The 24391-nt window shown below is 62.6% G+C and carries 23 protein-coding genes; 15 read left to right on the top strand and 8 right to left on the bottom strand.

Annotated elements, in window-relative coordinates:
• The first annotated feature begins 77 nt into the window (after positions 1–77).
• The 5 genes from AB8A33_RS22215 to AB8A33_RS22235 all read left to right on the top strand — a co-directional run bounded on the left by AB8A33_RS22215 (position 78) and on the right by AB8A33_RS22235 (position 5367).
• Positions 78–203, top strand: a complete 126-nt coding sequence (locus AB8A33_RS22215) for a hypothetical protein (RefSeq protein ID WP_256461202.1) — start codon at positions 78–80, stop codon at positions 201–203.
• A gap of 109 nt (positions 204–312) precedes the next feature.
• On the top strand, positions 313–1563 hold the full coding sequence (locus AB8A33_RS22220; protein ID WP_439094746.1) for a sarcosine oxidase subunit beta family protein: 1251 nt from the start codon (positions 313–315) through the stop codon (positions 1561–1563).
• A 6-nt stretch (positions 1564–1569) separates the two neighbouring features.
• Entirely contained in the window at positions 1570–1830 is a 261-nt protein-coding gene (locus AB8A33_RS22225; RefSeq protein WP_439094747.1) for a sarcosine oxidase subunit delta, read from the top strand.
• A complete protein-coding gene (locus AB8A33_RS22230; protein ID WP_439094748.1) occupies positions 1827–4793 on the top strand; it encodes a sarcosine oxidase subunit alpha family protein in 2967 nt (988 codons plus the stop codon). The genes AB8A33_RS22225 and AB8A33_RS22230 overlap by 4 nt, the downstream gene beginning before the upstream one ends.
• A complete protein-coding gene (locus tag AB8A33_RS22235; RefSeq protein ID WP_439094749.1) occupies positions 4786–5367 on the top strand; it encodes a sarcosine oxidase subunit gamma in 582 nt (193 codons plus the stop codon). Before AB8A33_RS22230 ends, AB8A33_RS22235 begins: the two co-directional genes overlap by 8 nt.
• A gap of 1 nt (position 5368) precedes the next feature.
• Here the strand turns inward: AB8A33_RS22235 and AB8A33_RS22240 are convergent, their stop codons facing one another.
• From AB8A33_RS22240 to AB8A33_RS22265, 6 genes are all read right to left on the bottom strand, one after another.
• The gene (locus tag AB8A33_RS22240) at positions 5369–6307 is read right to left on the bottom strand and encodes a 2-hydroxyacid dehydrogenase (RefSeq protein WP_439094750.1); all 939 of its coding nucleotides are present in this window, start codon (positions 6305–6307) and stop codon (positions 5369–5371) included.
• A 19-nt stretch (positions 6308–6326) separates the two neighbouring features.
• The gene (locus AB8A33_RS22245; RefSeq protein WP_439094751.1) at positions 6327–7946 is read right to left on the bottom strand and encodes an ABC transporter ATP-binding protein; all 1620 of its coding nucleotides are present in this window, start codon (positions 7944–7946) and stop codon (positions 6327–6329) included.
• Positions 7946–8785, bottom strand: coding sequence for an ABC transporter permease (locus tag AB8A33_RS22250; protein WP_439094752.1), 840 nt, complete (start codon positions 8783–8785; stop codon positions 7946–7948). The genes AB8A33_RS22245 and AB8A33_RS22250 overlap by 1 nt, the downstream gene beginning before the upstream one ends.
• Positions 8782–9753, bottom strand: a complete 972-nt coding sequence (locus tag AB8A33_RS22255) for an ABC transporter permease (RefSeq protein ID WP_315840671.1) — start codon at positions 9751–9753, stop codon at positions 8782–8784. Before AB8A33_RS22255 ends, AB8A33_RS22250 begins: the two co-directional genes overlap by 4 nt.
• An 84-nt stretch (positions 9754–9837) precedes the next feature.
• Positions 9838–11385 (bottom strand): ABC transporter substrate-binding protein, encoded by a 1548-nt coding sequence (locus tag AB8A33_RS22260; protein ID WP_439094753.1) that lies wholly within the window; start codon positions 11383–11385, stop codon positions 9838–9840.
• A gap of 66 nt (positions 11386–11451) precedes the next feature.
• Positions 11452–12225: a class II aldolase/adducin family protein gene (locus AB8A33_RS22265; RefSeq protein WP_439096007.1), complete on the bottom strand. Its 774-nt coding sequence runs from the start codon at positions 12223–12225 to the stop codon at positions 11452–11454.
• Between the two features lie 128 nt (positions 12226–12353).
• Between AB8A33_RS22265 and AB8A33_RS22270 the strand changes: the two genes are divergently transcribed.
• From AB8A33_RS22270 to AB8A33_RS22285, 4 genes are read left to right on the top strand one after another with little or no spacing between them, the layout of a single operon-like run.
• Positions 12354–13061 carry a GntR family transcriptional regulator gene (locus tag AB8A33_RS22270; protein ID WP_439086421.1) on the top strand — a complete coding sequence of 236 codons (708 nt, stop codon included), beginning with the start codon at positions 12354–12356 and terminating at the stop codon, positions 13059–13061.
• Positions 13058–14083 (top strand): histone deacetylase family protein, encoded by a 1026-nt coding sequence (locus AB8A33_RS22275; RefSeq protein WP_439094754.1) that lies wholly within the window; start codon positions 13058–13060, stop codon positions 14081–14083. Before AB8A33_RS22270 ends, AB8A33_RS22275 begins: the two co-directional genes overlap by 4 nt.
• Positions 14084–14130: 47 nt before the next feature.
• Positions 14131–15408, top strand: coding sequence for a 4-aminobutyrate--2-oxoglutarate transaminase (gabT, locus tag AB8A33_RS22280; protein ID WP_439094755.1), 1278 nt, complete (start codon positions 14131–14133; stop codon positions 15406–15408).
• Between the two features lie 30 nt (positions 15409–15438).
• Positions 15439–16728: an ArgE/DapE family deacylase gene (locus AB8A33_RS22285; RefSeq protein WP_439094756.1), complete on the top strand. Its 1290-nt coding sequence runs from the start codon at positions 15439–15441 to the stop codon at positions 16726–16728.
• Positions 16729–16783: 55 nt separating this feature from the next.
• Here the strand turns inward: AB8A33_RS22285 and AB8A33_RS22290 are convergent, their stop codons facing one another.
• On the bottom strand, positions 16784–17185 hold the full coding sequence (locus AB8A33_RS22290) for a hypothetical protein (RefSeq protein ID WP_439094757.1): 402 nt from the start codon (positions 17183–17185) through the stop codon (positions 16784–16786).
• Positions 17186–17415: 230 nt separating this feature from the next.
• On the opposite strand from AB8A33_RS22290, the gene AB8A33_RS22295 reads away from it, so the two are divergent.
• The 6 genes from AB8A33_RS22295 to AB8A33_RS22320 all read left to right on the top strand — a co-directional run bounded on the left by AB8A33_RS22295 (position 17416) and on the right by AB8A33_RS22320 (position 22896).
• Entirely contained in the window at positions 17416–17823 is a 408-nt protein-coding gene (locus AB8A33_RS22295) for a DUF6455 family protein (protein WP_439094758.1), read from the top strand.
• Between the two features lie 498 nt (positions 17824–18321).
• Positions 18322–19545 carry an ABC transporter substrate-binding protein gene (locus tag AB8A33_RS22300; protein WP_439094759.1) on the top strand — a complete coding sequence of 408 codons (1224 nt, stop codon included), beginning with the start codon at positions 18322–18324 and terminating at the stop codon, positions 19543–19545.
• A gap of 131 nt (positions 19546–19676) precedes the next feature.
• Complete coding sequence (locus AB8A33_RS22305; RefSeq protein WP_439094760.1) at positions 19677–20531, top strand: branched-chain amino acid ABC transporter permease; 855 nt, start codon at positions 19677–19679, stop codon at positions 20529–20531.
• Position 20532: 1 nt separating this feature from the next.
• Entirely contained in the window at positions 20533–21462 is a 930-nt protein-coding gene (locus tag AB8A33_RS22310) for a branched-chain amino acid ABC transporter permease (protein WP_439094761.1), read from the top strand.
• Complete coding sequence (locus AB8A33_RS22315) at positions 21459–22202, top strand: ABC transporter ATP-binding protein (protein ID WP_439094762.1); 744 nt, start codon at positions 21459–21461, stop codon at positions 22200–22202. Before AB8A33_RS22310 ends, AB8A33_RS22315 begins: the two co-directional genes overlap by 4 nt.
• Entirely contained in the window at positions 22189–22896 is a 708-nt protein-coding gene (locus tag AB8A33_RS22320; protein WP_439094763.1) for an ABC transporter ATP-binding protein, read from the top strand. Before AB8A33_RS22315 ends, AB8A33_RS22320 begins: the two co-directional genes overlap by 14 nt.
• Before the next feature lie 179 nt (positions 22897–23075).
• Here the strand turns inward: AB8A33_RS22320 and AB8A33_RS22325 are convergent, their stop codons facing one another.
• The gene (locus AB8A33_RS22325) at positions 23076–24284 is read right to left on the bottom strand and encodes a DUF3419 family protein (RefSeq protein WP_439094764.1); all 1209 of its coding nucleotides are present in this window, start codon (positions 24282–24284) and stop codon (positions 23076–23078) included.
• Positions 24285–24391: the final 107 nt, after the last annotated feature.

The raw sequence follows: 24391 nt of genomic DNA on the forward strand, positions 1-24391 counted from the left end.
GACGACGGCGCCTGAAGTGTTTGATACGGTGCCGGCCTGCAACGATAAACTCAAATCACCGGGAGAGTTTCAGCACCATGGAAAAGGCATTACGCGGATGGCTCGACTCCCACGGCCTGCTGGCCATCACTGCAGCCGTGCTCGGGGTCATCAGCCTGCTGGCCATGATCCTGGTGGTGGGCGGCTTCTGGCTGGCGCGCTGAGCGGCATCATCTCACGATGTCGCTGATGGGCTTCTGAATGTCGCCCATGGACTGGTGCCGCTTCCCGAAATACGCGACACTCCGGGCCTGATCGCCACCCGGATTCTCCATGCGCTATTCGCTGACGTCGCTGCTCAGGCAAACCCTCACCGGCCACAAAGGCTGGACGCCGCAATGGCGCGATGCTGCGCCGAAGCCCGAATACGACATCGTCATCGTCGGCGGCGGCGGCCATGGACTAGCGACGGCCTATTATCTGGCGAAAGAGTACGGCCTCACGAACATCGCCGTCCTCGAGAAGAGCTGGATCGGGTCAGGCAATATCGGCCGCAACACCACGATCATCCGTTCCAACTATCTGCTCTCCGAGAATATCTCGCTCTACGAGCTGTCGCTGAAACTGTGGGAAGGCCTCGAGCAGGACTTCAACTACAACGCCATGGTCAGCCAGCGCGGCGTGCTGAACCTGTATCATTCCGACGGCCAGCGCGACGCCTATGCCCGGCGCGGCAACATGATGCGGCTGAACGGTGCGGACTCGGAACTGCTCGACCGCGAGGGTGTGCGGAAACTCTACCCGTTCCTGAATTTCGATGCCGCGCGCTTCCCGATCCAGGGCGGATTGCTGCAGAAGCGCGGCGGCACCGTGCGCCATGATGCGGTGGCCTGGGGCTATGCCCGCGGCGCCAGCGACCGCGGCGTCGATGTGATCCAGAATTGCGAGGTCACGGGGATCGACATCGTCGACGGCCGCGCGGTGGGCGTGGAGACCTCGCGCGGCGCGATCAGGGCGAAGAAGATCGGCATCGCCGTTGCCGGCTCGTCGTCGCGCGTCGCGGCAATGGCGGGGATGCGACTGCCGATCGAAAGTCATGTACTGCAGGCCTTCGTCTCCGAAGGGCTGAAGCCGATTATTCCCGGCGTCATCACCTTCGGCGCCGGTCATTTCTATATCAGCCAGTCCGACAAGGGCGGGCTGGTGTTTGGCGGCGATATCGACGGCTACAACTCCTATGCCCAGCGCGGCAACCTGCCTGTGGTCGAGGACGTCTGCGAAGGCGGCATGGCCTTGATGCCGGCGATCGGCCGCGCGCGGATGCTGCGCAATTGGGGCGGTCTCGTCGACATGTCGATGGACGGCTCGCCGATCATCGACCGCACCCATATTCACGGGCTCTATCTCAATGCCGGCTGGTGCTATGGCGGCTTCAAGGCGACGCCCGGCTCCGGCTTCGTCTTCGCGCATCTGCTGGCAAAGGACGAACCGCATCCTGCCGCTAATCGCCTGCTGCTGGATCGCTTTCGCTCGGGCCATATCGTCGATGAAAAGGGCCAGGGCGCCCAACCGAACCTGCACTGAGGCCTCATGCGCATCCCCTGCCCATATTGCGGATCCCGCGACGCCTCCGAATTTTCCTATTCCGGCGATGCCACGCTGACGCGGCCCGCGCCCGACAATGCCCACGCGATGTTCGACTATGTCTATCTGCGCGACAATCCCGCAGGCATACATCAGGAACATTGGTATCACGCCGCCGGCTGCCACGCCTGGTTGAAGGTGACGCGCAACGTCTCGACGCATGAAGTGATCGACGCCGTGCTCGCCCATGACGAGGCAGCGTCATGAGCATCTCGCGTCGCCTCGCAGCCGGTGGTCTGATCGATCGGTCCAAGCCGCTCAATTTCACCTTCGATGGCAGAACCTATGGCGGCTATGCCGGCGACACGCTGGCCTCGGCGCTGCTCGCCAACGACACGATGCTGGTCGGCCGCTCGTTCAAATATCACCGCCCGCGGGGCATCTTCTCCGCCGGGCCGGAAGAGCCGAATGCGCTGGTGACGCTGCGCTCCGGTGCGCGCGCTGAGCCGAACACCAAGGCGACCACGGTAGAACTCTTTGATGGGCTGGACGCATCGAGCCAGAACTGCTGGCCGTCGCCGAATTTCGATCTGCGCGCGGTGCATCAGCTCGCCGGCCCGCTGCTCAATGCCGGCTTCTACTACAAGACCTTCATGTGGCCCGCTGCGTTCTGGGAGAAATTCTACGAACCCGCCATCCGTGCCTCGGCAGGCCTGGGTGCGCTCAGCGGTCTCGATGATCCCGATACTTATGAGAAGTCACACGCCTTCTGCGATCTGCTGGTGATTGGTGCCGGCCCGGCGGGCCTCAGCGCTGCGCTGTCCGCGGGCCGTGCCGGCGCGCGGGTCATCTTGGCGGAAGAAGACTTCGTGCTTGGCGGCCGCCTGCTCAGCGACAGCGCGCAGATCGATGGCGTCTCGGCGGCGTCATGGGCGGCGCTGGCGGAGGCCGAACTCGGCACGCTGCCAAATGTCCGCATCCTCACGCGCACCGCCGTGTTCGGCGCCTATGACGGCGAATATGGCGCCATCGAGCGCGTCAGCGATCACCTGCCGGTGCCCCCGCCTTTCGCGCCGCGCCAGCGGCTGTGGAAGATCGTCGCCAGGCAATGCGTGCTCGCGGCTGGCGCACAGGAGCGACCGCTGGTGTTTCCCGGCAATGACAGGCCCGGCATTATGCTGGCTTCGGCAATGCGCACTTATGCCAACCGCTTCGGCGTCGTACCGGGTCAGCGCATCGCGATTTTCACCACGTCGGATGACGGCTGGCGCAGTGCGTTCGAACTGCAGAAGGGCGGTGCGGAGATCGCCGTGATGATCGATGCTCGTGTGGAGGTCGCGCCCGATGTGCGCAAGCTCGCCGGCGATGCACCGCAATTTCTTGGAGCCCATGTCTCGGACACCTCGGGCTATCGCAGGCTGACCACAATCGAGATCACCGACAGCACCGGCAAGACTCGCAGCGTCGCTGCCGACACGCTCGGCGTGTCCGGCGGCTGGTCGCCGAGCATTGGCATCGCCACGCATCTCGGCGGCAAGGGAAGCTGGTCGGAGGAGCGATCGGCGTTTCTCTGTAGCGACATGCCACCGGGCATGCAGATCGCAGGTGCCGCGGCAGCGCAATGGACGCTCGCAGAAGCGTTACAACATGGCGCGCTCGGGGGCGCGAAGGCCGCCTCGCATGCTGGCCTCGAATTGCAGACGCAGAAGCCAATCGTCGCAAGTAGCGAAGCATCCGGCAACACCTCGGTCTGGCTGTTCAAGGGATCGCGCCGCAAGGCATTCGTCGATCTGCAGAACGATGTCACCGCGACTGATGTTGCTCTCGCGGCGCAGGAAGGCTTCCGTTCGGTCGAGCAGCTCAAGCGGTACACGACACTCGGCATGGCGACGGACCAAGGCAAGACGTCCAACGTCAACGGCCTTGCCATTCTCGCCGGCGAGATCAGGAAGACCATCGCCGAGACCGGCGCAACGCGCGCGCGCCCGCCGCATGTGCCGGTCGCCATCGGCGCTTTTGCGGGCCTGCACAGCGGCAAGCATTTCAAGCCGACGCGGCTAACGGCGAGCCACGCGGCCTCCGCCACGGCGAACGCCACCTTCGTCGAGGCTGGCCAATGGATGCGCGCGCAATGGTTCAGTGCGCCCGGCGAAAATGACTGGCTCACGAGCGTCACCCGTGAGGTGAAGGCCGTCCGCTCCAGCGTCGGCATCTGCGATGTCTCGACACTCGGCAAGATCGCGCTCTGCGGGTCCGATGTCGGAACGTTCCTCGACCGCGTCTATATCAACACCTTCTCGACACTCCCTGTCGGCAAGGTGCGCTATGGCGTGATGCTGCGCGAGGACGGGTTCGTCATGGACGACGGCACGACGGCGCGCCTGTCAGCTGATCACTGGGTGATGACGACCACCACGGTGAATGCCGGCAAGGTGATGCAGCATCTGGAATACTGCCATCAGGTGCTATGGCCCGAACTCGACGTGCAGATGGTCTCCGTCACCGAACAATGGGCGCAAGTTGCGGTCGCGGGACCGCAATCGCGCGACCTGCTGCAGGCGCTGCTTGGCGATGCCTTCGATGTCTCGAACGAGGCCTTTCCGTATATGGGCTGCGCCGAATTCCATGTGGTCAACATCCCGCTGCGGCTGTTTCGCGTCTCGTTCTCCGGCGAACTCGCTTATGAGATCGCCGCGCCCGCGGGCTATGGCGAGGCGCTGTTCAATGCATTGATGCAAGCCGGCAAGCCATTCGACGTCATGCCCTATGGCACCGAAGCACTCAGCGTGATGCGGATCGAAAAGGGCCATGTCGCCGGCTCCGAACTCAATGGCCAGACCGTGGCCCGCGATCTCGGGCTTGGACGGATGATGTCGGCGAAAAAGGATTATATCGGCCGCACCATGGCCGCACGTGACGCGCTGATCGATTCCAACCGGCCGACATTGGTTGGCTTGCGGCCGGTCGATCGCAGCCATCGCCTGCGCAACGGCGCGCTGCTGTTCGCGCGCGGGGTGACGCCTGCGCCGGACAACTATGCCGGCTTCATCACCTCAACGGCCTTCAGCCCGAGCAACAATCACTGGATCGGGCTCGGCCTGCTGGCGCGCGGCCCGGAGCGGCATGGCGAGATCATCCGCGCCTGGGACCCCGTACGCTCCGGCGATCTCGAACTTGAGGTCGTCGATCCCGTCTTTATCGATGCAGAAGGAGCGCGGCTGCGTGCTTGATCTCGCTCACATCTCCGCTTTCGCAGGCTTGCGATCCATCGGCGATGGCCGCGGCGTTATCGCCAGGGAACGTCGCGGCATCGCCATTGCCACAGTGATGGCGCGCAAAGGCCAGGGTGCCGCGCTCGCTGCTGCCGTGAAAGAGCAGTTCGACATCAACCTGCCGCTGGGGCCGCACGGCTCCGGAAGCGATGCGACCTCGTTTCTCGGCACCGGTCCCGGCCGCTGGCTGGTGACGCACGATGCGGGCACACCGCGTTTCGTCGATAGCCTTGCGCAGCAGCTCGATGGCCTCGCCTCCGTCGTCGATCAGTCCGACAGCGTTGGCCTGCTCCGGCTGTCAGGCCCGGCCCTGCTCGACGTGCTGGCCAAGGGTGTCGCCATCGATCTCAGCGCGACGGCCTTTCCGGCAGGCAGCGTTGCCGTCACGCAAATCGCGCATATGGGCGTGACGCTGTGGAAGGTCGACGAGACGCCGACGTTTCACATCGCGGTTGCGCGCAGCATGGCCGGCAGTTTCCTGCACTGGCTGGAAGCGTCGGCGGCCGTGACGGGACTGGTGGCGGACGGCTAGCTCAGTAACCCCGGCTGCGATCTACCGAGTCCTTCGGCTGCACACCCGCCTGCACCGCCTCGGCCGTGGCGAGGATGGTGTCACCGATGGCGGTCATGGTGACCTCGCAAGCGTCGTGCGGCGTCAGCACGATCTGCGGATGCGACCAGAACGGATGGTCCTTGGGCAGCGGTTCGGTGTGGAAGACATCGAGCGTCGCGCCGGAGAGTTGTCCGCTGGCGAGCGCATCGAGAATATCCTGCTCGACCGAGTGCTCGCCGCGACCGACCTGAATGAGATAGCTGCCGCGCGGCATTTTCGCGAACAGGTCCACATTGAGAATGCCGCGCGTTTCTTCGGTCAGCGGCAGCAGGTTCACCAGCACCTCAGAGCCCGCGAGCATCGCGTTGAGCCCGTCGCCGCCGTGAAAGCCCGTCACGCCCGGCGTCGTCGGCTTGGCCGAGCGACTCCACACCCTGACGGGAAAGCCGAGCATCGCCAGATCGGACGCGACCCGCGCACCGATGGCGCCATAGCCGAGAATGCCGATCGGAACCTCGGACGGGCGGCGTCCGCCGCCGAGGCGCTTCCACACGTGATCGCGCTGGTTCTGCAAATAAGTGCCGAACTGGCGCTGGTGATAGATCACGTTCCAGATCACGAAGCCGGACATCATCTGCGCCTGTGCCGGTTCGACCACGCGCACCACGTCAATCCCGTCGCGCAGGCTCGGGCAATTCAGGATGCTGTCGGCGCCGGCGCCGATGGAACACGCCGCCTTCAGGTTCGGATAGTGATCGAACCCATCCGCATGCGGATGCCAGCTCACCGCCATGTCGACTTTGGCAGGATCGGTACCGTCGAGGTGATCGACAAAATTGACCTTGCCGTCGAGCCGGGCGATTTCGTTGGTCAGGTATTTCCGCAGGTTGATGGTCCTGCTCAGGAAAACGCAAGTCACGGGAGACGTCGGCATAAGGTCAGGCGGCCTGGGATGGCGAACTCTGGCCGGGGACGGCGCCGAGCAATTCGCGGGTATAGGGATGTTCCGGCGATGCGAACAGTTGCGCCGTCGGCTTCAGCTCGACGATGACGCCACGCTGCATCACGGCGATGCGATCGCAGATCTGCGCGGCGACACGCAGGTCGTGGGTGATAAACAGCATCGACAGACCGAGGCGCGCCTTGAGATCTTCAAGCAGTTTCAGCACCTGCGCCTGAACGGAGACGTCGAGCGCGGAGACGGCTTCGTCGGCGACGATGATCTCCGGATCCATCGCGAGCGCGCGGGCGATGCCGAGGCGCTGACGCTGGCCGCCGGAAAACTCGTGCGGATAACGGTCAAGCGAGCCGGCATCGAGGCCGACCATACCGAGCAGATCACGCGCACGTTGCATCGCGACCTTGGGATCGGTGCCGCGAGCGATCGGGCCATCGGTGATGATCTGGCCGACCCGGCGGCGCGGATTGAGCGAGGCGAACGGGTCCTGGAAGATCATCTGGATGCGGTGGCGCTGCGCGCGCAGCGCCTTGCCTTCGAGAGCTGTAAGATCGACATCGCCGATGCGCACCGTCCCGCGGTCCGCCTCGATCAGCCGCATCACCAGACGCGCGACGGACGACTTGCCCGAACCGGACTCGCCGACCAGACCGACGGTCTCGCCCTTGGAAATCGAGAACGTCACTTCGTTCGCTGCCTGCACGCGGCGATCCGGCTTGAACCAGCCGCCCGAGGTTACATAGGTCTTGTCGAGGCCTATAACTTCGACCGCTTTGGCGTTCTCGTCGAGCGGCGCGCGCACCGGCGGGTGCATCGACGGCACGGCAGCCAGCAAAGCCTTGGTGTAATCGTGCTGCGGATTCCTGAAGACGGCGTCGATCGAACCTTCCTCGACGATCTTGCCGTGGCGCAACACCACAACGCGATCGGCGATATCGGCAACGACGCCGAAGTCGTGAGTGATGAACATCACGGCCATGTTGCGGCTCCGCTGCAGGTTGCGGATCAGCTTGAGGATCTGCGCCTGGGTGGTGACGTCGAGCGCCGTGGTCGGTTCATCCGCGACGAGCACCGATGGCTCGAGCGCGAGTGCCATGGCGATCATCGCGCGCTGGCGCTGGCCACCGGAGAGCTGGTGCGGATAGGCGCGGATGATGCGCTCGGGATCGGGCAGACCGACTTCCTTGGCGAGGCTGAGGGCCTTGGCGCGGCGCTCCTTCGGCGTCAAAAGATTATGTGCCTCGAACATTTCCATCATCTGCTCGCCAATCCGCATCAAGGGATTGAGCGCGGTCATCGGCTCCTGGAACACCATGGCGATGCCGCGGCCGCGCACTTCGCGCCAGCCGCTCTCATCGAGCTTCAGGAGATTCTGGCCCTCGAACAGAACTTCGCCGGTCTCGGTCTTCACGGTGTCCGGCAGCAGGCCCATCAGCGCGTGCGCGCACATGGATTTGCCCGAGCCGGATTCGCCGACAACGCAGACGATCTCGCCGGGAATGAGATCGATGGAGACGCCATCGACCGCATAGGGGCGCTCAGCGCTCTTCGGCAGAGCAATCTTCAGGTTCTTGATGGAAACGGCGGGGGTAGCGGTCATCAGCGGCTATCCTTCGCCAGGCGCGGATTGAGCGCGTCGTTGAGGCCTTCGCCGATCAGGTTCATGCCGAGCACCGAAATCAGGATGGCGACGCCGGGGAAGACTGTAATCCACCAGGCCTGACGGATCACCGTCCGACCCGCGCCAACCATATAGCCCCAGGACATCAGGTTGGGATCACCAAGGCCGAGAAACGACAGCGAGGACTCCAGCAGGATCGCATTTGCCACCATCAGCGACGCCAGCACGATCACCGGCGACAGCGCGTTCGGCAGAATCTCGCGCGAGATGATCCAGGTATTGCTCTGGCCGGTCACGATGGCCGCCTGGACATATTCGCGCGTCCGCAGCGACAGCACCTCGCCGCGCACCAGACGCGCCACCGGCGGCCACGAGACGATGGCGATGGAGCCAACGATGGAATAGATCGACGGCTGCAGGATCGCCACCAGCACGATAGCCAGCGGGAAGCTCGGAATGGTCTGGAAGAACTCGGTGAAGCGCATCAGGGCGTCGTCGACCTTGCCGCCGAAATAACCGGCGATGGCGCCGAGCGGCACGCCGATGGTCAGCGCCACCGTGGTCGAGACGAGACCGACGAGCAACGACACGCGGGCGCCATAGATCAGGCCGGCAAACACATCGCGACCAAGCGCATCGGTGCCAAGCGTCACCATCGGGTTGGTGAAGGGCGGCAGGAACGGCCGCTGCACCATGCGCCAGGGCGAGGTCGGGAAGATCATCTGCCCGAACAGCGCGATGAAGATCGCAATCGTGATGATGGTCAGACCGATAACGCCGCCGGGATTGCGCAGCATCAATTTCCAGAACTTCTTCATGATGCAAACTCGATGCGTGGATCGACCAGTCGATAAACGAGGTCAGTGACGAGATTGAAGATCAGGACCATCGCCGAGCAGACCACAAAGACGCCGAGCAGAAGGTTATAATCGCGTTGCAAGAGCGCCTCATAGAGCAACCGGCCGATGCCGGGCCATGCAAACACCGTCTCGGTGAGCACGGCGCCGCCGACCAGCGTGCCGGAGTGGACGCCGGCCAGCGTCACCACCGGCAGCAACGCGTTGCGCAGCACGTGGCGGCGCTGGATGATATTGTCGCGCAGGCCCTTGGCGCGGGCCGTCTTGACGAAATCCAGACGCTTGACCTCGAGCATCGAGGCCCGCGTCATGCGCGTATAGGTCGCCATGAAGAACAGGCCGATGGTCATGGCCGGCATCACCAGATGCAGAGCCACGTCCTTGACATGGGCGAGCCCTGTATAGTTCGCGCCGATGGTCTCGTAGCCGAAGCTCGGCAGCCAGCCGAGATAGACCGAGAACAGCAGGATCGACATCAGCGCGACCCAGAAGATCGGCGTGGCATAGAACAGCAGCGCCGAGACAGTGATGGCGGTGTCCGCCCATGTCCCCGCAAATCTCGCAGCCAGTGTACCGAATGTGATGCCCAGCAACAGCGATATGCCGAATGCCGTCAGCGTCAGCAGCAGCGTCGCAGGCAGCCGCTCGGCGATCAGCTTCGCGACCGGCATCTGCTGGCGGAACGAGAAACCGAGGTCGAGGGTGACGACACCCTTCACGTAAATGAACAGCTGCTCCGGCAGCGGCTTGTCCAGTGAGAACTTTTCACGCAGTTGCTGCACGAATTGCGCATCGCTGGCGCCGGCCTCACCGGCCATCACCGCAGCGGGATCGCCGGGCGCAAGACGGATCAGGAAGAAGTTCATCACGATGATCGCAATCAGGACGAACACGCCCTTCACGATCCTCTGGGCAACGAATGACAGCATCAGAGGTCCATCGCATTCAGGTCAGAGTACACAAGGAAAACCCGTGACGATCACAGAGATCGTCACGGGCATCAGGCTGAAAGCTTACTTGTCGATCCAGGCGTCGCGGAAGCCGTCATTAACGCCGATACCGGTCGTGATCAGGTTCTTGATCTTGCAGTTCGAGATAGTCGGGAACTGCAGCTCAAGCTGCCAGGCAACGGGCACATCCTCGACGAGGATCTTCTGGACCTTCTCGTAGATCTCCTTGCGCTTCGAATCCGGCGTCGCGACGGCGCCCTCTTCGAACAGCTTGTCGACCTCGGGATTGGAGTAGCCTTCCAGGTTGTTGAACAACTGGCCCTTCTGGATCGCGCTCGTCACGTAATTGCGGCCAACGCCAAGCGCCGGATCGCCGTACTGATACAGATAGGTGAACGAGATGTCGTAATCCCATTCGCTGTTCTTCTGGTTGGAACCGGGAACGTCGGTGGCGATGGTCTCGATATTCATGCCGACGTCGACGAGGTTCTGCTTCACGGCTTCACCCCAGCGCGACCAGGTTTCACCGTAGGGCAGCGGCATCAGGCGGACTTTCTCGCCCTTGTAGCCGGCTTCCTTCAGCAGCGCCTTGGCCTTGGCCGGATCGTAGGGATATTTCGGCACGTTGTCGGTGTAGAACTTGATCGCCGACGACGACGGGCCGGTGGCCACCTTGCCGAGACCGTTCCAGATCACGTCCTTGGCGAATTCGCGGTCCACCGCATACATGATCGCCTGACGAACCTTCTTGTTGGCGAGCACGGGATTGCGGTTGTTGAGCCACATCCAGGCCATCGGCGAGAAGAATTCCCAGCCGTCGCCGGTGACGCAGGTGTTCGGCAGCTTGCTGACGCGCGGCACGTCGAAGTTCTCGATCGAACCGCCGGGCAGCACATCGACCTTGCCGGTCTCGTAGGCCACCGAACGCGCAGCAGCGTCCGGAATGATCTGCCAGTAGATGCCGTCGATATAGGGCTTGCCCTGGACGTGGTAGTTCGGGTTCTTCACCAGCTGGATGAACGAGCCCTTCTTCCATTCCTTGAACATGAACGGACCAGTACCGATCGGCGTGTTGTTCGCCGGATTGGTCTTGACGTCCGTGCCTTCATAGATGTGCTTCGGGATGATCGGCATCGAACCGACTTCGAAGATGCCAATGAACGGACCGAAGGGCTGCTTCAGCGTGAAGACGACGGTGTAATCGTCCGGCGCTTCGACCTTGTCGAGCTGCACGAGGTTGTTGCGCGCACGCGCGTGGGTCACCTTCAGCGTCTCGATGGAGAACAGCACGTCGGCCGCGGTGAACGGCTTGCCGTCATGCCAGGTCACGCCCTGCTTGAGCTTGAACGTGTAGGTCTTGGCATCCGGGCTGATGGTCCAGCTCTCGGCGAGACCCGGCTGCGGCTCCAGCGTCTTGCTGTAACGCAGCAGGCCTTCATAAATGTTGCCCGAGACCATCTGCGTCGGGCCATTCTGAACCAGCGCGAGCATCAGGCCCGGCGGTTCAGGCTGGATCACCGCATTGATGGTGCCGCCGATCTTCGGCTCCTGAGCGAGCGCCATTGTGCTTACGCCGCTCAGTGCCAAAGCCAGTACAAATTTCTTCAACATATCTTTCCCCTTAGTGCCGGCTGGCACGTAACCCAGATCAGTTGACGATGTGTAGCGGAAGTCGGATCAATTTCTGTAATCGGCGTCCGTGCGCTCGAGCATGCGCTTGAAGGCCTCCCACTCGCTGTCCGGCTTGCCGCCTTCGGTGCCATGCACCTTGTCGTAACCGCGGTCATACTGGCCGGCGGTGTGTGCGGCAATGGCGTGGGACGGGCGAATGACTTCTGCGCCGGTTGAAAGAATCGCGAGCTGCGCGCGGCAGGAGCGCTCCATGTTGAACATCAGCTTGAAGGCCTCGCCAACCGAGCGGCCGCAGGTGAGCAGGCCGTGATTGCGCAGGATGAGAACCATCTTGTCGCCGAGATCGGCGACCAGACGCTCGCGCTCGGACAGGTCCAGCGCGATGCCTTCGAAGTCATGATAGGCGATACGGTCAGTGAACTGCATCGACCACTGGTTCAGCGGCTGCAGACCGTCCTTCAGGCACGACACGGCGACGCCGGCAACGGTATGCGTATGCAGCACGCACTGCGCATCATGGCGCGCAGCGTGAACGGCGCTGTGAATGGTGAAGCCAGCCGGGTTGATGCCCAGGCCGAGCGGATCATCGACAACTTTACCGTCGACATCGACGGTGACGAGGTTGCCGGCCGTCACTTCCTCGAAGCGCATGCCATAGGGATTGATCAGGAAGCGGTCCTGCGTGCCGGGGACGCGCACCGAAATATGCGTGTAAATGCTGTCATCGAGGCCGAGGCGATGGATCAGACGATAGGCCGCAGCAAGATCGATACGAACCTGCTTGGCGGCATCGAGGGTCGGCGTAAGGTTTGCATGCATGTTCACAGGCGCGGTTCCCGGCTTTTTTTAAGGTGCGGGCAGGAAACACAATCGCATGGCAGCTCGCAAGATTAAACTGTCGACAATCGACGATTAATTCTTGTACAGGGGAAGAAACGGGTCCCCGCATGCGTTTGATTACTCCTCCAGTTGGTCTGACCGCCCTCGCCGACACCGATCTTGTCGGGCAGGTCGCACGCATCCTGACCCAGGCCATCATCAAGGGGCAGCTGCTGCCCGGCGCCAAAGTCGTCGAAGCCGGCATCGCCCGCGAGCTCGGCGTCAGCCGCGCTCCTGTCCGTGAAGCGGCACGGCTGCTTGAGCAACAGGGCCTGCTGGTCTCGCATCCGCGCCGTGGCTTCTTCGTCCGCAAGCTTGAAGCAACGGATATCGACGAGATCTACGACCTGCGCATTTGCGTCGAATGTCACGCCGGCGTGCTCGCCTCGAAGAACATGACGCCTGCCAATCGCGACATGCTGCGCCGGCAGATCGACGTGATGCACGAGACCGCCGGCATCGATGATCATGCCCGGCAGATCGAGGAAGACTACAAATTTCACCGCATGATCTGCGAGATCGCCGGCAGCAAGCGTCTGCTGCGTCTGTTCGACGACCTCGCCTCGGAACTGCGCATGACGATCGGCCTGATCGGCCGGCTCTATGACGATCCGCATCGCATTGCGCAGACCCATGAGGCGCTGCTCGAAGTGCTCGAACAGGGGCATCCCGACATCATCACCGCGCGGATCGACTATCACATCGGCGCTGCCTGGCGCGAAGTCGGCAAGCTGGTCCGCGAACTTCCCTCCTCAACGAATGGAGCCGCCACGTGAAGGCAGTGTATTCCGACAAGCACAAGAGCCATGATCCGCAGTTCTTCCTTGTGCGTGGTCAGGTCCGCAAGACCACCGAGCAGCCGGAGCGCGCCGAGCGCCTGCTGAAAGGTCTTGCCGACGGCAAGCACACGATCGTCGCGCCGACCGAATTCGGCCAGGGCCCACGCGCCCGCGTGCACTCGCCGGAATATCTGCGCTTCCTCGAAGGCGCTTGGGAAGAATGGATCAAGCTGCCGGATTACGGCCCGGAGATGATCGCCAATATTCACCCGAACCGCGTGGCGGGCAGCTATCCGACCCACATCACCGGCAAGCTCGGCTGGCACACCGCGGATACCGCAGCACCGATCGGTCCTGGCACCTGGCTTGGTGCCTGCGCCTCCACCGACGTCGCCGTCACCGCGGCGCAGATGGTGATGGACGGCGAGGACGCCGTTTACGCACTCTGCCGTCCACCCGGCCACCACGCCTATCGCGACATGGCCGGCGGTTTCTGTTTCATGAACAATTCGGCGATCGCCGCCGAGCATCTGCGCACCAAGCACGAACGCGTCGCCATCCTCGATGTCGACGTACATCACGGCAACGGCACCCAGGGCATCTTCTATGCGCGTCCGGACGTGCTGACAGTGTCGATCCATGCCGATCCCATCGGCTACTATCCCTTCGTCTGGGGCTATGCCCATGAGAAGGGCGAAGGCAACGGCCTCGGCACCAATCTCAATCTCCCGCTTGCGCTCGGCACCGGCGATGACGGCTTCATCGACGCGCTCGCCGTCGCCGAGAAGACCATCAAGTCATTTGCGCCAACAGCGCTCGTGCTCGCGCTCGGCCTCGACGCGTCCGAACACGATCCGCTGGCCGCACTCAAGGTCACCACCCCGGGCTTCAGGCGCATCGGTGAAGCCGTCGCGCGCATGGGCCTGCCCACCGTGCTCGTTCAGGAAGGCGGATATCTCTCCGACATCCTGGGTGCCAACCTCACCTCGACCCTCGCCGGTTTCGAAGCCGCGCGCTGACCAGACCACCAACAATACGAAACGCAATCAAACTCGAAGGACACGATATGTCGACCAATGCAGAAATCTTCGCACGTCGCGAAGCCGCCGTTCCCCGCGGCATCGGCCACTCCACCCCGATCTCGGCGCAGCGCGCGCTGAATGCCGAAGTCTGGGACGTCGAAGGCAAGCGTTATGTCGACTTCGCCGGCGGCATCGCCGTGCTCAACACCGGCCACTGCCACCCGACCATCATGGCCGCCGTGCGTGCGCAGATGGAGAACTTCACGCACACCTGCTTCCAGGTGCTGCTGTATGAATCCTACGTGACCCTCGCCGAGCGCCTGAACAAGCTGGCGCCGATCGACGGTGCCACCAAGACCGCCTTCTTCACCACCGGCGCCGAAGCGACCGAAAACGCCATCAAGATGGCCCGCGCCGCCACCGGCCGTGCCGGCGTGATCGCTTTCACCGGCGGCTTCCATGGTCGCACCCATATGACCATGACCATGACCGGCAAGGTGTTCCCCTACAAGAAGGGCTTTGGCGGAGCCATGCCGGAAGTCTGGCACGTGCCGTTCCCGGCCGCGCCGCTTGATGTCACCGTTGAGGAATCGCTCAAGTATCTCAGCTTCCTGTTCAAGGCCGACATCGATCCGGCCCGCGTCGCAGCCATCATCATCGAGCCCGTGCAGGGCGAAGGTGGCTTCCACCAGGCGCCGCCGGAATTGATGCGCGCGCTGCGCAAGATCTGCGACGAGAATGGAATCGTCTTCATTGCCGACGAAGTGCAAACCGGTTACGGCCGCACCGGCAAGATGTTCGCGATGGAACATTACGACGTGAAGCCCGACCTCATCACCGTGGCGAAGAGCCTCGCCGGCGGTTTCCCGCTGTCGGGCGTGATCGGCAAGGCCAAGATCATGGACGCCGCCGATCCCGGCGGCCTCGGCGGCACCTATGCCGGCAACCCGCTGGCGATTGCCGCGGCGATGGCTGTGCTCGACGTGTTCGAGAAGGAGAAGCTGGTCGACCGCGCCAACCATATCGGCGAGCGCATCACCACACGCCTGAAGAAGATGCAGCAGCGCAACGATCTCGTGCCGATCGCCAGCATCCGCAATGTCGGCGCCATGATCGCCTTCGACATCGTCAAGGAGCGCGGCTCTGACACGCCTGATGCGGAGCTGACTAAGAAGGTGACGCAGAAGGCCACCGAGGAAGGCCTGATCCTGCTGTCCTGCGGCGTCAATTTCAACACCATCCGCGTACTCGTTCCGCTGACCGCCCAGGACGAGATCCTGGACGAAGGCATGGAAAAGCTCGAGCGCGCGCTGACCGCCTGAGCCCCCTCACAAAAAAAAAGGAAAAACAAAATGGCTCTCGATCCCGCTCTCCGCGACAAGATCATCGCTGCCGTCGACAAGGGCTTTGATGCCCAGGTCAAGTTCACGCAGGACATGGTGCGCCACGTCTCCACGCGCGGCAACGAACACACGATGCAGGACTTCATGTTCCGCGCCATGAAGGCGCGCGGCTACAAGATGGAGCGCTTCGAGATGGACCGCGCCGCGCTCGGCCATCATCCCGGCGCCGGCGCCTGGGACGACCTGCATTCGACTGCGCCGATCGTCGTCGGTACGCACTATCCGCGCGAGGAAAAGGGCCGCTCGCTGATCATGCAGGGCCATGTGGACGTGGTGCCGGAAGGTCCCCACGACATGTGGACCACCCCGCCCTACGACCCGGTCATCCAGGGCGACTGGATGCAGGGCCGCGGCGCCGGCGACATGAAGGCGGGCTGCGCCTCCAACATCTTCGCACTCGATGCACTGAAGAGCCTCGGCCTGCAGCCGGCGGCGACGGTGTATCTGCAGTCGGTGGTGGAAGAGGAATCCACCGGCGACGGCGCGCTGATGACGCATCTGCGCGGCTACAAGGCCGATGCCGTGGTGGTGTCGGAGCCGTCGCATGAGACGATCACCCGCGCCAATATCGGCGTGGTCTGGTTCCAGGTCGAAGTCCGCGGCGTGCCGGTGCATGTGCAGCGCATGGGCACCGGTGCCAATGCCATCGACGGCGCCTATCGGATCATCGGTGAATTGCGCAAGCTGGAAGCCAAGTGGAATGCGACCAAGGACCAGCATGAGCACTTCAAGAACATCGAGAAGCCGGTCAACCTGAACATCGGCAAGATCGCCGGCGGCGACTGGGCGTCATCGGTCCCGGCCTGGTGCAAGGTGGACTTCCGTATCTCGCTGCTGCCCGGCAAGACGGCCGAAGCGGCGAAGAAGGAGATCACCGACTGCGTCGCCGCTTTCGCGCATCAGGATCCGTTCCTGTCGAACATCCCGCCGACCGTGACCTTCAACGGCTTCCAGGCCGAAGGCTACGAACTCAAACCGGGATCTGATGCAGAAGCCACACTGGCCGCAGCCCATGAAGCCGTGTTCGGCCAGAAGCCAAAGCCGGAAATCTCGCTCGCCTATCTCGACAGCCGCGTCTATGCGCTGTTCGACAATGTGCCGACGTTGAACTACGGCTGCATCTCGCGCGGCGTCCACGGCTTCGACGAAGGCGTCAACCTGCCCTCGTTGAAGAAGACGACGACGGCACTGGCGCTGTTCATCGCTGAATGGTGCGGCGTGGAAGAGATCAAAGGCTAATCATTCAGGTCTCAGCCTGAAGACCGAATGGGCGGCGGAGAAATCCGCCGCCTTTTCATTTCTGCCAGCTACAGATGCCGCCTGTACGGCACGGCCAGACCTGAACGCGCGTGTCCGCTGCATTGGAATCCAGCGGATTGCCGCGGCGAGCGACCTTCTTCTGCGCAGCAGCGCGCTGCGCCACCGGCTTCGCGGTCTGCGCGCGTGCAACGCGCGGCGCTGCCTTCACCAGACCGGCTTTCACATCAGTCTTTGCATCGGCCTTCACATCAGTCTTGGCCTGAATCTGTACCTGCTCGAATGATGCGGGCGGACCAAGCAATTTCGGCGACAGCACGGCCTTCTGCAGGTCGAGCAGCAAGAACTCGCCGGGCTTGTATGTGTCCGCTTGCGCGGCACCAAAGCACGCCAGCAGACTGACGCCGGCCGCAATCATACTCAAACGCTTGCAACTCATTTACGCCTCCTGAGGCCGGTTCCCGGCTTCCGGACTAACAATGTCTCTAAGTTAAGCACGGATAACGCTGAATCCAGCCCTGTGTTTCGCCGAAAAGTGCCTGCAGCGCAGGGATTTCCGGCGGTAAGACTAACCGCGTATAGCTCCCGCCTCTGATTGATCCAGCGCAATGCGACTCCGCGCTGCTGGGCAGACCCTCTGCTGGACTACATTTTTCAGCGGAGACCGCCATGACATCCGTCCAGCCCTACCCCGTCGTCAGCAATCTCATCGAACGCATTGGCGACTGGTTGATCCGGCGCCGCCAGCTCAACGAACTCGGTGCACTCGACAGCGGCGAGTTCAAACGCATGGCCCATGAGCTTGGCCTTGCGCCAGGCGATCTCGATACGATCGTACGCAGAGGCGTGAATGGTGCGGAGGAATTGCCGCAGATGCTCCGTGCGCTCGGCTTTGACGAGGCCGCCATTGCCAAGATCCGGCCGCCTGACATGATGGAGATGCGCCACGCCTGCGCCGGTTGCGCGCACAAACGGGCCTGCAGGACTGACCTCGCAGCCAAGACGGCGGCGGCGAATTACGAGAACTATTGCGCCAATGCCAACGACATCACGCTGCTGGCTAGGACTGCGGAGTAGATTATTCTCCACCTCCGCCGGAAATGCTCGAAAAGCCGGCCAAGTAAGCCTAATCGGTTAGGTTAAGATTTGGTTTAAGTTGCGACAAAACCGGGCTGGGATAGCGTCGATCGCGTCGCGCAGTGGGGCGCGGAAGTCGCTTTCCAGCCCCGAATTTCAATGCACGGCACGGGACCGCCGTTATTACCTGCGTCGGCGGTCCCACCCCTTGGCAGCCCCGGCTGTACCCAACGACACCTCCCAACCAGCCACTTGAGAATGCGCATGTTGCAGCTGCTCGCAACTTGCAATGCGCTACCCGCGCCGCAGCATCGTTACATGTCATGCAAGCAGTCATCGCATCGCAGCAGAGAAACACTTTGTGAATGCTCGCAATTTAATCCGCGACACAGTGTTGCTGCGCGCAATCTTCCTTGACTTGCTCTCGCCGCACTTGGCAGTCTGAGGTCACACAAAAAGCATCGGGCAACGACCCAGATGCACCTAGGGAGAGACACCATGGACTCATTTCTGAGGCCGCTTGCGGCTGCGAGTATGATTGTTGCTGGCGCCCTTGCTTCCACTGCTCCAGCATCTGCCCAGCAAGCGCCGATCAAGATCGGCATTCCGACATCGGTCCAGCTGCAGGTCGGCCGCGACACCCAGAACGCCGCCAAGCTGGCCATTGAAGAGATCAATGCCAAGGGCGGGTTGCTCGGCCGCAAGCTCGAAATGGTTGTCGCCGACGAGACCGAGAATCCCGAACAGGGCATTGCTGCAATCAAGAAGCTCACCGCCGATGACAAGGTCAACGTGCTGATCGGCGGCTACACGTCAGGCGTGACGCTGGCCCAGCTGCCGCATATTTCCAACGCCAAGACAATCTATCTCGGTGTCGGCGCTGCGTCGCCCGCGATCACCGCCAAGGTGAAGTCGGACTACGAGAACTACAAATACATCTTCCGCGCCTTCCCCATCAACGCGGCGCATCAGGCCCGCGCGCTGGTCGACTTCATCAATGGCAAGCTCAAAGGTGAAATGGGCCTGAAGAAGATCGCCATTGTCGGGGAAAACGCCAAATGGGTGCAGGACCTCGTGCCGATCCTGAAGAAGGGCGCGACCGACGGCGGCACCGACGTGACGCTGGCCGAATTCTTCGACACCTCGACCTCCGACTTCTCGCCGCTGTTCGCCAAGGTGAAGAATTCAGGTGCGCAATATCTGATCGTCGTCCTCTCGCATGCCTCATCAGACATCTTCGTCAAGCAGTGGCATGACGCTCAGGTGCCGATTCCGATCGGCGGCATCGACGTGAAGAGCCAGGACGCCGACTTCTTCACCCGCGTCAGCGGCAAGGCCAATGCCGAGACCGTCGGTATGTTCGCAATCCGCGCTCCGCTGACCCCGAAGACCATTCCGTTCTGGGATGAATTCGTGAAGCGCTTCGGCACCGCGCCCGTCTATACCGGCATCGGCGCCTATGACGCGGTCTATGTCTATGCCGACGCCGTGAAGCGTGCCAACTCCATCGAGCCCGACGCTGTCATCAAGGAACTGGAGAAGACCGACCATGTCGGCATCGCCGGCAAGCTGGTGTTCGACGAAGTACACGACGTGAAGACCGGCCCGGGACTGCAGAATCTGCTGTTCGTGCAGTGGCAGAAGGACGGCGCCCGCGTTGTGGTCTGGCCGAAGGAAGCCGCTACCGGTCCGATGATCGCGCCGCCCTGGATGAGCAACTGATCTGTTGATCGCGGTCCTTACGGCCGCAACGTAACCGCACGGCCGGCGATCCCCTCGCCGGCCGCGAAAACGGGAGGCGCGAACTTTCACGCGTTCGCCCTCTTCTGTCCGGTCTTCAACAGCGGGTTCTCATGCTTCAGATTCTGATCTACGGCGCGGTTTCCAGCGCCATCTATGCGATGCTGGCCGTTGGCTTCACCCTGATCTTCGGCGTCGCCCGCATCCTCAATCTCGCCCATGGCTCGTTCTACGCACTCGGCGCCTACGCGGCCTATGTCCTCACCTCGCTCCTCGGCGTTCCGCTCTTCATCGCGGCTCCGCTGGCAGTGTTGATTGTCGCCGGCTTCGGCGTGGTGATGGAGCGCTTTCTGGTGCGTCCGCTGCGCTCGTCGCAGCTTGCGGTACTAATGATTACCCTCGCGGTCTCGCTCGCGGTCGAACAGGCGCTGTTCATCACCTTCGGCTCCGAATATCGCAACGTTCCCTCATTCGTCGCTGACAAGCTGTCGATCGGCGGCGTCGATATCTCCGGTCAGCGTTTGCTCGCTCTCGTCGCCGGCGTCCTCGTGCTGCTTAGCCTCTGGCTGTTCATCCAGCGTACGCGGCTCGGCGCCGCGATCCTCGCGGTGTCGCAGGATCCGGAAGCCGCGCAATATATGGGCATCCCGACCAATCGCATCTTTTCCATCGTGATGGCGATTTCCGCCGGCACCGCGGCGCTCGCTGGCGTGCTGGTGTCGCCATTCCTCACGGTGCAGCCGACCATGGGCCTGCTGCCGATGGTGAAGGCCTTTGCCATCGTCATCGTCGGCGGGCTCGGCTCGATCCCCGGCAGCATTATCGCGTCGCTGATCCTCGGCTATTCCGAGACCATCGTTGCCTATCTGATTTCGACATCATGGACGGAGCTGGTGTCGCTGGTCGCGGTCGTCGTCACGCTGATGATACGTCCGTCGGGACTCCTCGGGCGACGAGCGGCATTCTGACATGAAACGCATTGCACCTATCGACATCGCGGGCGGCATCGTCGTCGTCGCCTTTCTCGCATTGCTGCCCATGTTCGCCGCCAGCAACTATCTCACTGGCGTGCTTACTGTCTGCGTGATCTACGGCATCTGGGCATCGAGCTGGGACTTCATGTCCGGCCTCACCGGGCGCGAGAATTTCGGCCATTCGCTGTTCATCGGCGCTGGCGCCTATACCGCGGGCTTCCTGTCTTCGATCTGGTCGACAAATCCGTGGGTCAGCCTGCCGCTCGGCGTGGTGATCGCCATCGCCTTCAGCCTGCTGGTCGGCTTCCCGACGCTGCGGCTGCGTGGGCCTTATTTCGCGCTGGCAATGCTCTCCGCTTCGGCGATCCTGCAGCGTCTGTGTCTGATCTTCTGGGAATATACTGGCGGCGAGGAAGGCATCTACGGCCTCGATCCCTTGATGAAGAATCCGCTGCATTACTACTGGTTCGTGCTGGCGATTCTCGCGGTCACGGTGATCGCGCTGACACTGCTGGCGCAGTCGCATTGGGGACTCCTGCTGCGCGCGATCCGCGGCGACGAGGCGACCTGCCAGGCCGCCGGCATCAATGTCACCTTCTACAAGATCGTGTCGCTGATGATCTCGGCCGGCTTCGCAGGCTTGGGCGGCGCGCTCTACGCGCACTACCAGCTACAGGTCTCGCCACCGCTGTTCTCCGTCGTGGTGTCGATCACGGTCATCATCATGGTCTATGTCGGCGGCATCGGCTCGATCTACGGCGCTGCAGTGGCCGCAATCCTGTTGACGCTGCTCACCGAGATGCTGCGCGGCTTCGGCGAATACCGGCTGTGGATCTATACGCTGACTTTGATGCTGATCCTGTTCTTCCTGCCCAATGGACTGATCGCGCCGCTCTGGCGCCGGCTGACGGAGCGCCTGCGATGACCGATCTCCTCGAAGTCAACGGCGTAACCAAACGCTTCGGCGGCCTCACCGCCGTCAAGAACGCGAGTTTTACGCTGAAGAAGGGCGAATTCACTGGCATTCTCGGCCCCAACGGCGCCGGCAAGACGACATTGTTCAACATCCTCACCGGCTTCATGCAGCCGACCACTGGCAGCATTCACTTCAACGGCGAACTGGTGCGCGAGCTCGCCCCCTACAAGGTGGTCAATCGCGGCATGGCGCGCACCTTCCAGCTCACGCGCCCCTTTGTCGGCATGAACCTGCTGGAGAACGTGCTGGTGGCCTGCATGTCGCCGCGCGCCAGCGAGGACAAGGACAAGGAGGCGCGCGCCAGCTACCTGCTCGCCCAGGTCGGTCTCGGCGGACGCGACAAGGAGCCGGTGGAGACGCTGCCTTACGGCGACCTGCGGCGGCTCGAAATCGCCCGCGCGCTGGCGACCCGGCCGGACCTGTTGCTGCTTGACGAGCCCTTCGCAGGACTTGGCAGCAGCGAGATCGAACAGCTGGCACAGCTGATCCGCCGGCTGCACCGCGAGGAGAACCTGACCATCCTGCTGATCGAGCACAAGCTGCGCGAATTCATGGCGCTGGTATCGCGCGTCATTGCGATGAATTTCGGCGAGATCATCGCCGTCGGCCCACCGGAAGAAATCGTGAAGAACGAGAAGGTGATCGAGGCCTATATCGGCAAGACGGAGGACACCCATGCCTCTGCTTGAAGTTACCGATCTCAAGGTCAGCTACGGCAAAGCACTGGCGATCGAATCCGTCTCGATCAGGGTCGAGAAGGGTGAACTCATTGGCGTGCTCGGCCCCAACGGCGCCGGCAAGACCACACTGCTGAAGGCCATCTCGCGCAGCATTGCCTCGCAAGGCACGTTGAACTTCAAGAACGCCTCGCTGCACCCGATCGAGCCGTATAACGTCGTCGCCAAGGGCATCTGCCACTGTCCCGAGGGGCGAAAACTGTTCTCGGAACTGTCGGTGCTGAAGAACCTGCAGCTTGGCGCTTACCTCCGCAAGAACAACGCGGACGTCGAGAAAGACCTGGAGCGCGTCTTCACGCTATTTCCGGTGCTGCGCGAACGGCAATGGCAGCAGTCCAGCACATTGTCCGGCGGCGAACAGCAGATGGTGGCCATCGGCCGCGCGCTGATGGGGCGGCCGGAACTGCTGCTGCTGGACGAACCCTCGGTCGGCATCGCACCGCGACTGAAGGGGCTGATCTTCGACTCGATCCAGCAAATCCGGAGAGACGGCACCGCGATCCTGATCGTCGAACAGGACGCGACGTCAACGCTGCGGATCGCGGATCGCGTCTATGTGCTCGAGCATGGACGGACGATCCGTGAGGGAACGTCCGCAGAGATTGCTGGCGACAAGTATATCCAGCAGATTTATCTGGGGGTGTAGCTCTCGCATGTCGTCCCCGCGAAGGCGGGGACCCATACACTCTGGAGCAAAAGTTAGAGCGAGATGGTTGTGGCTCTGCCGCTTCTATCACGCTGCCCTGGTTATGGGTCCCCGCCCCGCGCACGCCTTTGGCGTGCTAGGCGGGGACGCAGGCTGAGATTCTTCGCGGATAATCCCGCTTACGCCTTCCGCGTATACAGATGAAACCCGCCATAGATGCCCGAGCGATCCGCAGCCAGACCTTCGGCACTGCGCGCCTCATCGCGCTGCCACGTCTCACGCAACGATGCATGTTCCGGATCGTCCAGCGGCGACTCGGCGCCGGCGGTGCGGAAAATTACCCGGATGCCGTCATTGCCGGCACGATCGATCGCATCCCACAGCGCACGGATTTCATCCGGCGCCATCCAGTCCTGCGAATCCAGCAGCACAACCGCGTCGATCTGGCGAGCCGGAAGGCTCTCAATGAACACACGCAGATTGGCATGCACCGGCGTGACCAGAGCGGCGCGGCTGGCGGTGTCCGCGTAACGGCTCTGCTGCAGATAGAGCGGCAAGCACTTGTCACCGGGGCCGACATAGCTGCGGCTCAGCGCCTGCCAGGCAAAATAGTTGTTGGCGTTCGGATGCACGTCGATCAGAGCGAGCAGACGCTGATGCAGCACTTCGTTGAGTGGCTGGTTGCCGCCCAGCAGCGTGCGCTGCTGCGGCGGGATGCCGAGGCTGAATAGTAGAGCGGGTGTTTTCGTCATCAGGCGGGCCAGCCGCGAATGAAACAGCCAGTGCAGGCGTTCCAGCGCGCGCTTGCGCGCCGGGGACTGCTTGTCCTCGTGCAACAATGCCTTGAGATCGATGCGGGCGAGCTTCGCCAGCGAATGCGCGAAGCCGATGAAGCGGCCGAGTGCGCCGTGACGATAGAAGCCGTCACTGAAGTAACCGTAGCGCGGGCGGCCCTGGATATCGCGCTCGTCCCAATAGCCGCGCGCTTCGGCATCGAGCAGCGGCCGCAGCCGTTCGCGATAGAGGCCCACATTGGTATCGGATGCGCCTTCGCCGAAGAATTTCCAGAAGTCCTGATAGTTCGGCAGTGCGCGCAAGCCGGCGAGCTTCAGCTTCAGCAGCGACAGATGCGCCTCGTTGAGATCGACCGCATAGACATGTTCGGGCTTCGCCGACAGATAGGACAGCGCATTACAGCCGCCGCTGGAGATCGTGACGATGGTCGAACCGGGCGCCAGTTTCAGCGCGGCCATGTCCGCCTCAGGATCTTCCCAGATCTGGGTGTAGACCAACCGACGGAACCAGAAGGCGAACAGCCTGTCCCAAATCGTCGTTTCTTCGCGACCACGGCTATTGCGAACGGCGTCGGCGATCAGATGCGTATTCATCGGCTTCTTGGACCCTTCGAATCGACAATCTGAAATTTTTATCAAGCGCAGACTGCGGTTTTGCGACAGTCATTCTAAATTTCGGCCGATTCCCGCGACGAAACTAC

It is taken from the genome of Tardiphaga sp. 813_E8_N1_3, from assembly GCF_051811025.1.
Lineage (GTDB): Bacteria > Pseudomonadota > Alphaproteobacteria > Rhizobiales > Xanthobacteraceae > Tardiphaga.

Bases quoted from the DNA above. Each gene is read 5' to 3' on its own strand.
- AB8A33_RS22260 (WP_439094753.1), bottom strand. From the start codon at position 11,385: ATGTTGAAGAAATTTGTACTGGCTTTGGCACTGAGCGGCGTAAGCACA.
- AB8A33_RS22320 (WP_439094763.1), top strand. From the start codon at position 22,189: ATGCCTCTGCTTGAAGTTACCGATCTCAAGGTCAGCTACGGCAAAGCA.
- AB8A33_RS22300 (WP_439094759.1), top strand. From the start codon at position 18,322: ATGGACTCATTTCTGAGGCCGCTTGCGGCTGCGAGTATGATTGTTGCT.
- AB8A33_RS22290 (WP_439094757.1), bottom strand. From the start codon at position 17,185: ATGAGTTGCAAGCGTTTGAGTATGATTGCGGCCGGCGTCAGTCTGCTG.
- AB8A33_RS22265 (WP_439096007.1), bottom strand. From the start codon at position 12,225: ATGCATGCAAACCTTACGCCGACCCTCGATGCCGCCAAGCAGGTTCGT.
- AB8A33_RS22225 (WP_439094747.1), top strand. From the start codon at position 1,570: ATGCGCATCCCCTGCCCATATTGCGGATCCCGCGACGCCTCCGAATTT.
- AB8A33_RS22295 (WP_439094758.1), top strand. From the start codon at position 17,416: ATGACATCCGTCCAGCCCTACCCCGTCGTCAGCAATCTCATCGAACGC.
- AB8A33_RS22305 (WP_439094760.1), top strand. From the start codon at position 19,677: ATGCTTCAGATTCTGATCTACGGCGCGGTTTCCAGCGCCATCTATGCG.
- AB8A33_RS22215 (WP_256461202.1), top strand. From the start codon at position 78: ATGGAAAAGGCATTACGCGGATGGCTCGACTCCCACGGCCTGCTGGCC.
- AB8A33_RS22325 (WP_439094764.1), bottom strand. From the start codon at position 24,284: ATGAATACGCATCTGATCGCCGACGCCGTTCGCAATAGCCGTGGTCGC.
- AB8A33_RS22315 (WP_439094762.1), top strand. From the start codon at position 21,459: ATGACCGATCTCCTCGAAGTCAACGGCGTAACCAAACGCTTCGGCGGC.
- AB8A33_RS22230 (WP_439094748.1), top strand. From the start codon at position 1,827: ATGAGCATCTCGCGTCGCCTCGCAGCCGGTGGTCTGATCGATCGGTCC.
- AB8A33_RS22255 (WP_315840671.1), bottom strand. From the start codon at position 9,753: ATGCTGTCATTCGTTGCCCAGAGGATCGTGAAGGGCGTGTTCGTCCTG.
- AB8A33_RS22270 (WP_439086421.1), top strand. From the start codon at position 12,354: ATGCGTTTGATTACTCCTCCAGTTGGTCTGACCGCCCTCGCCGACACC.
- AB8A33_RS22285 (WP_439094756.1), top strand. From the start codon at position 15,439: ATGGCTCTCGATCCCGCTCTCCGCGACAAGATCATCGCTGCCGTCGAC.
- AB8A33_RS22310 (WP_439094761.1), top strand. From the start codon at position 20,533: ATGAAACGCATTGCACCTATCGACATCGCGGGCGGCATCGTCGTCGTC.
- AB8A33_RS22245 (WP_439094751.1), bottom strand. From the start codon at position 7,946: ATGACCGCTACCCCCGCCGTTTCCATCAAGAACCTGAAGATTGCTCTG.
- gabT (WP_439094755.1), top strand. From the start codon at position 14,131: ATGTCGACCAATGCAGAAATCTTCGCACGTCGCGAAGCCGCCGTTCCC.
- AB8A33_RS22250 (WP_439094752.1), bottom strand. From the start codon at position 8,785: ATGAAGAAGTTCTGGAAATTGATGCTGCGCAATCCCGGCGGCGTTATC.
- AB8A33_RS22220 (WP_439094746.1), top strand. From the start codon at position 313: ATGCGCTATTCGCTGACGTCGCTGCTCAGGCAAACCCTCACCGGCCAC.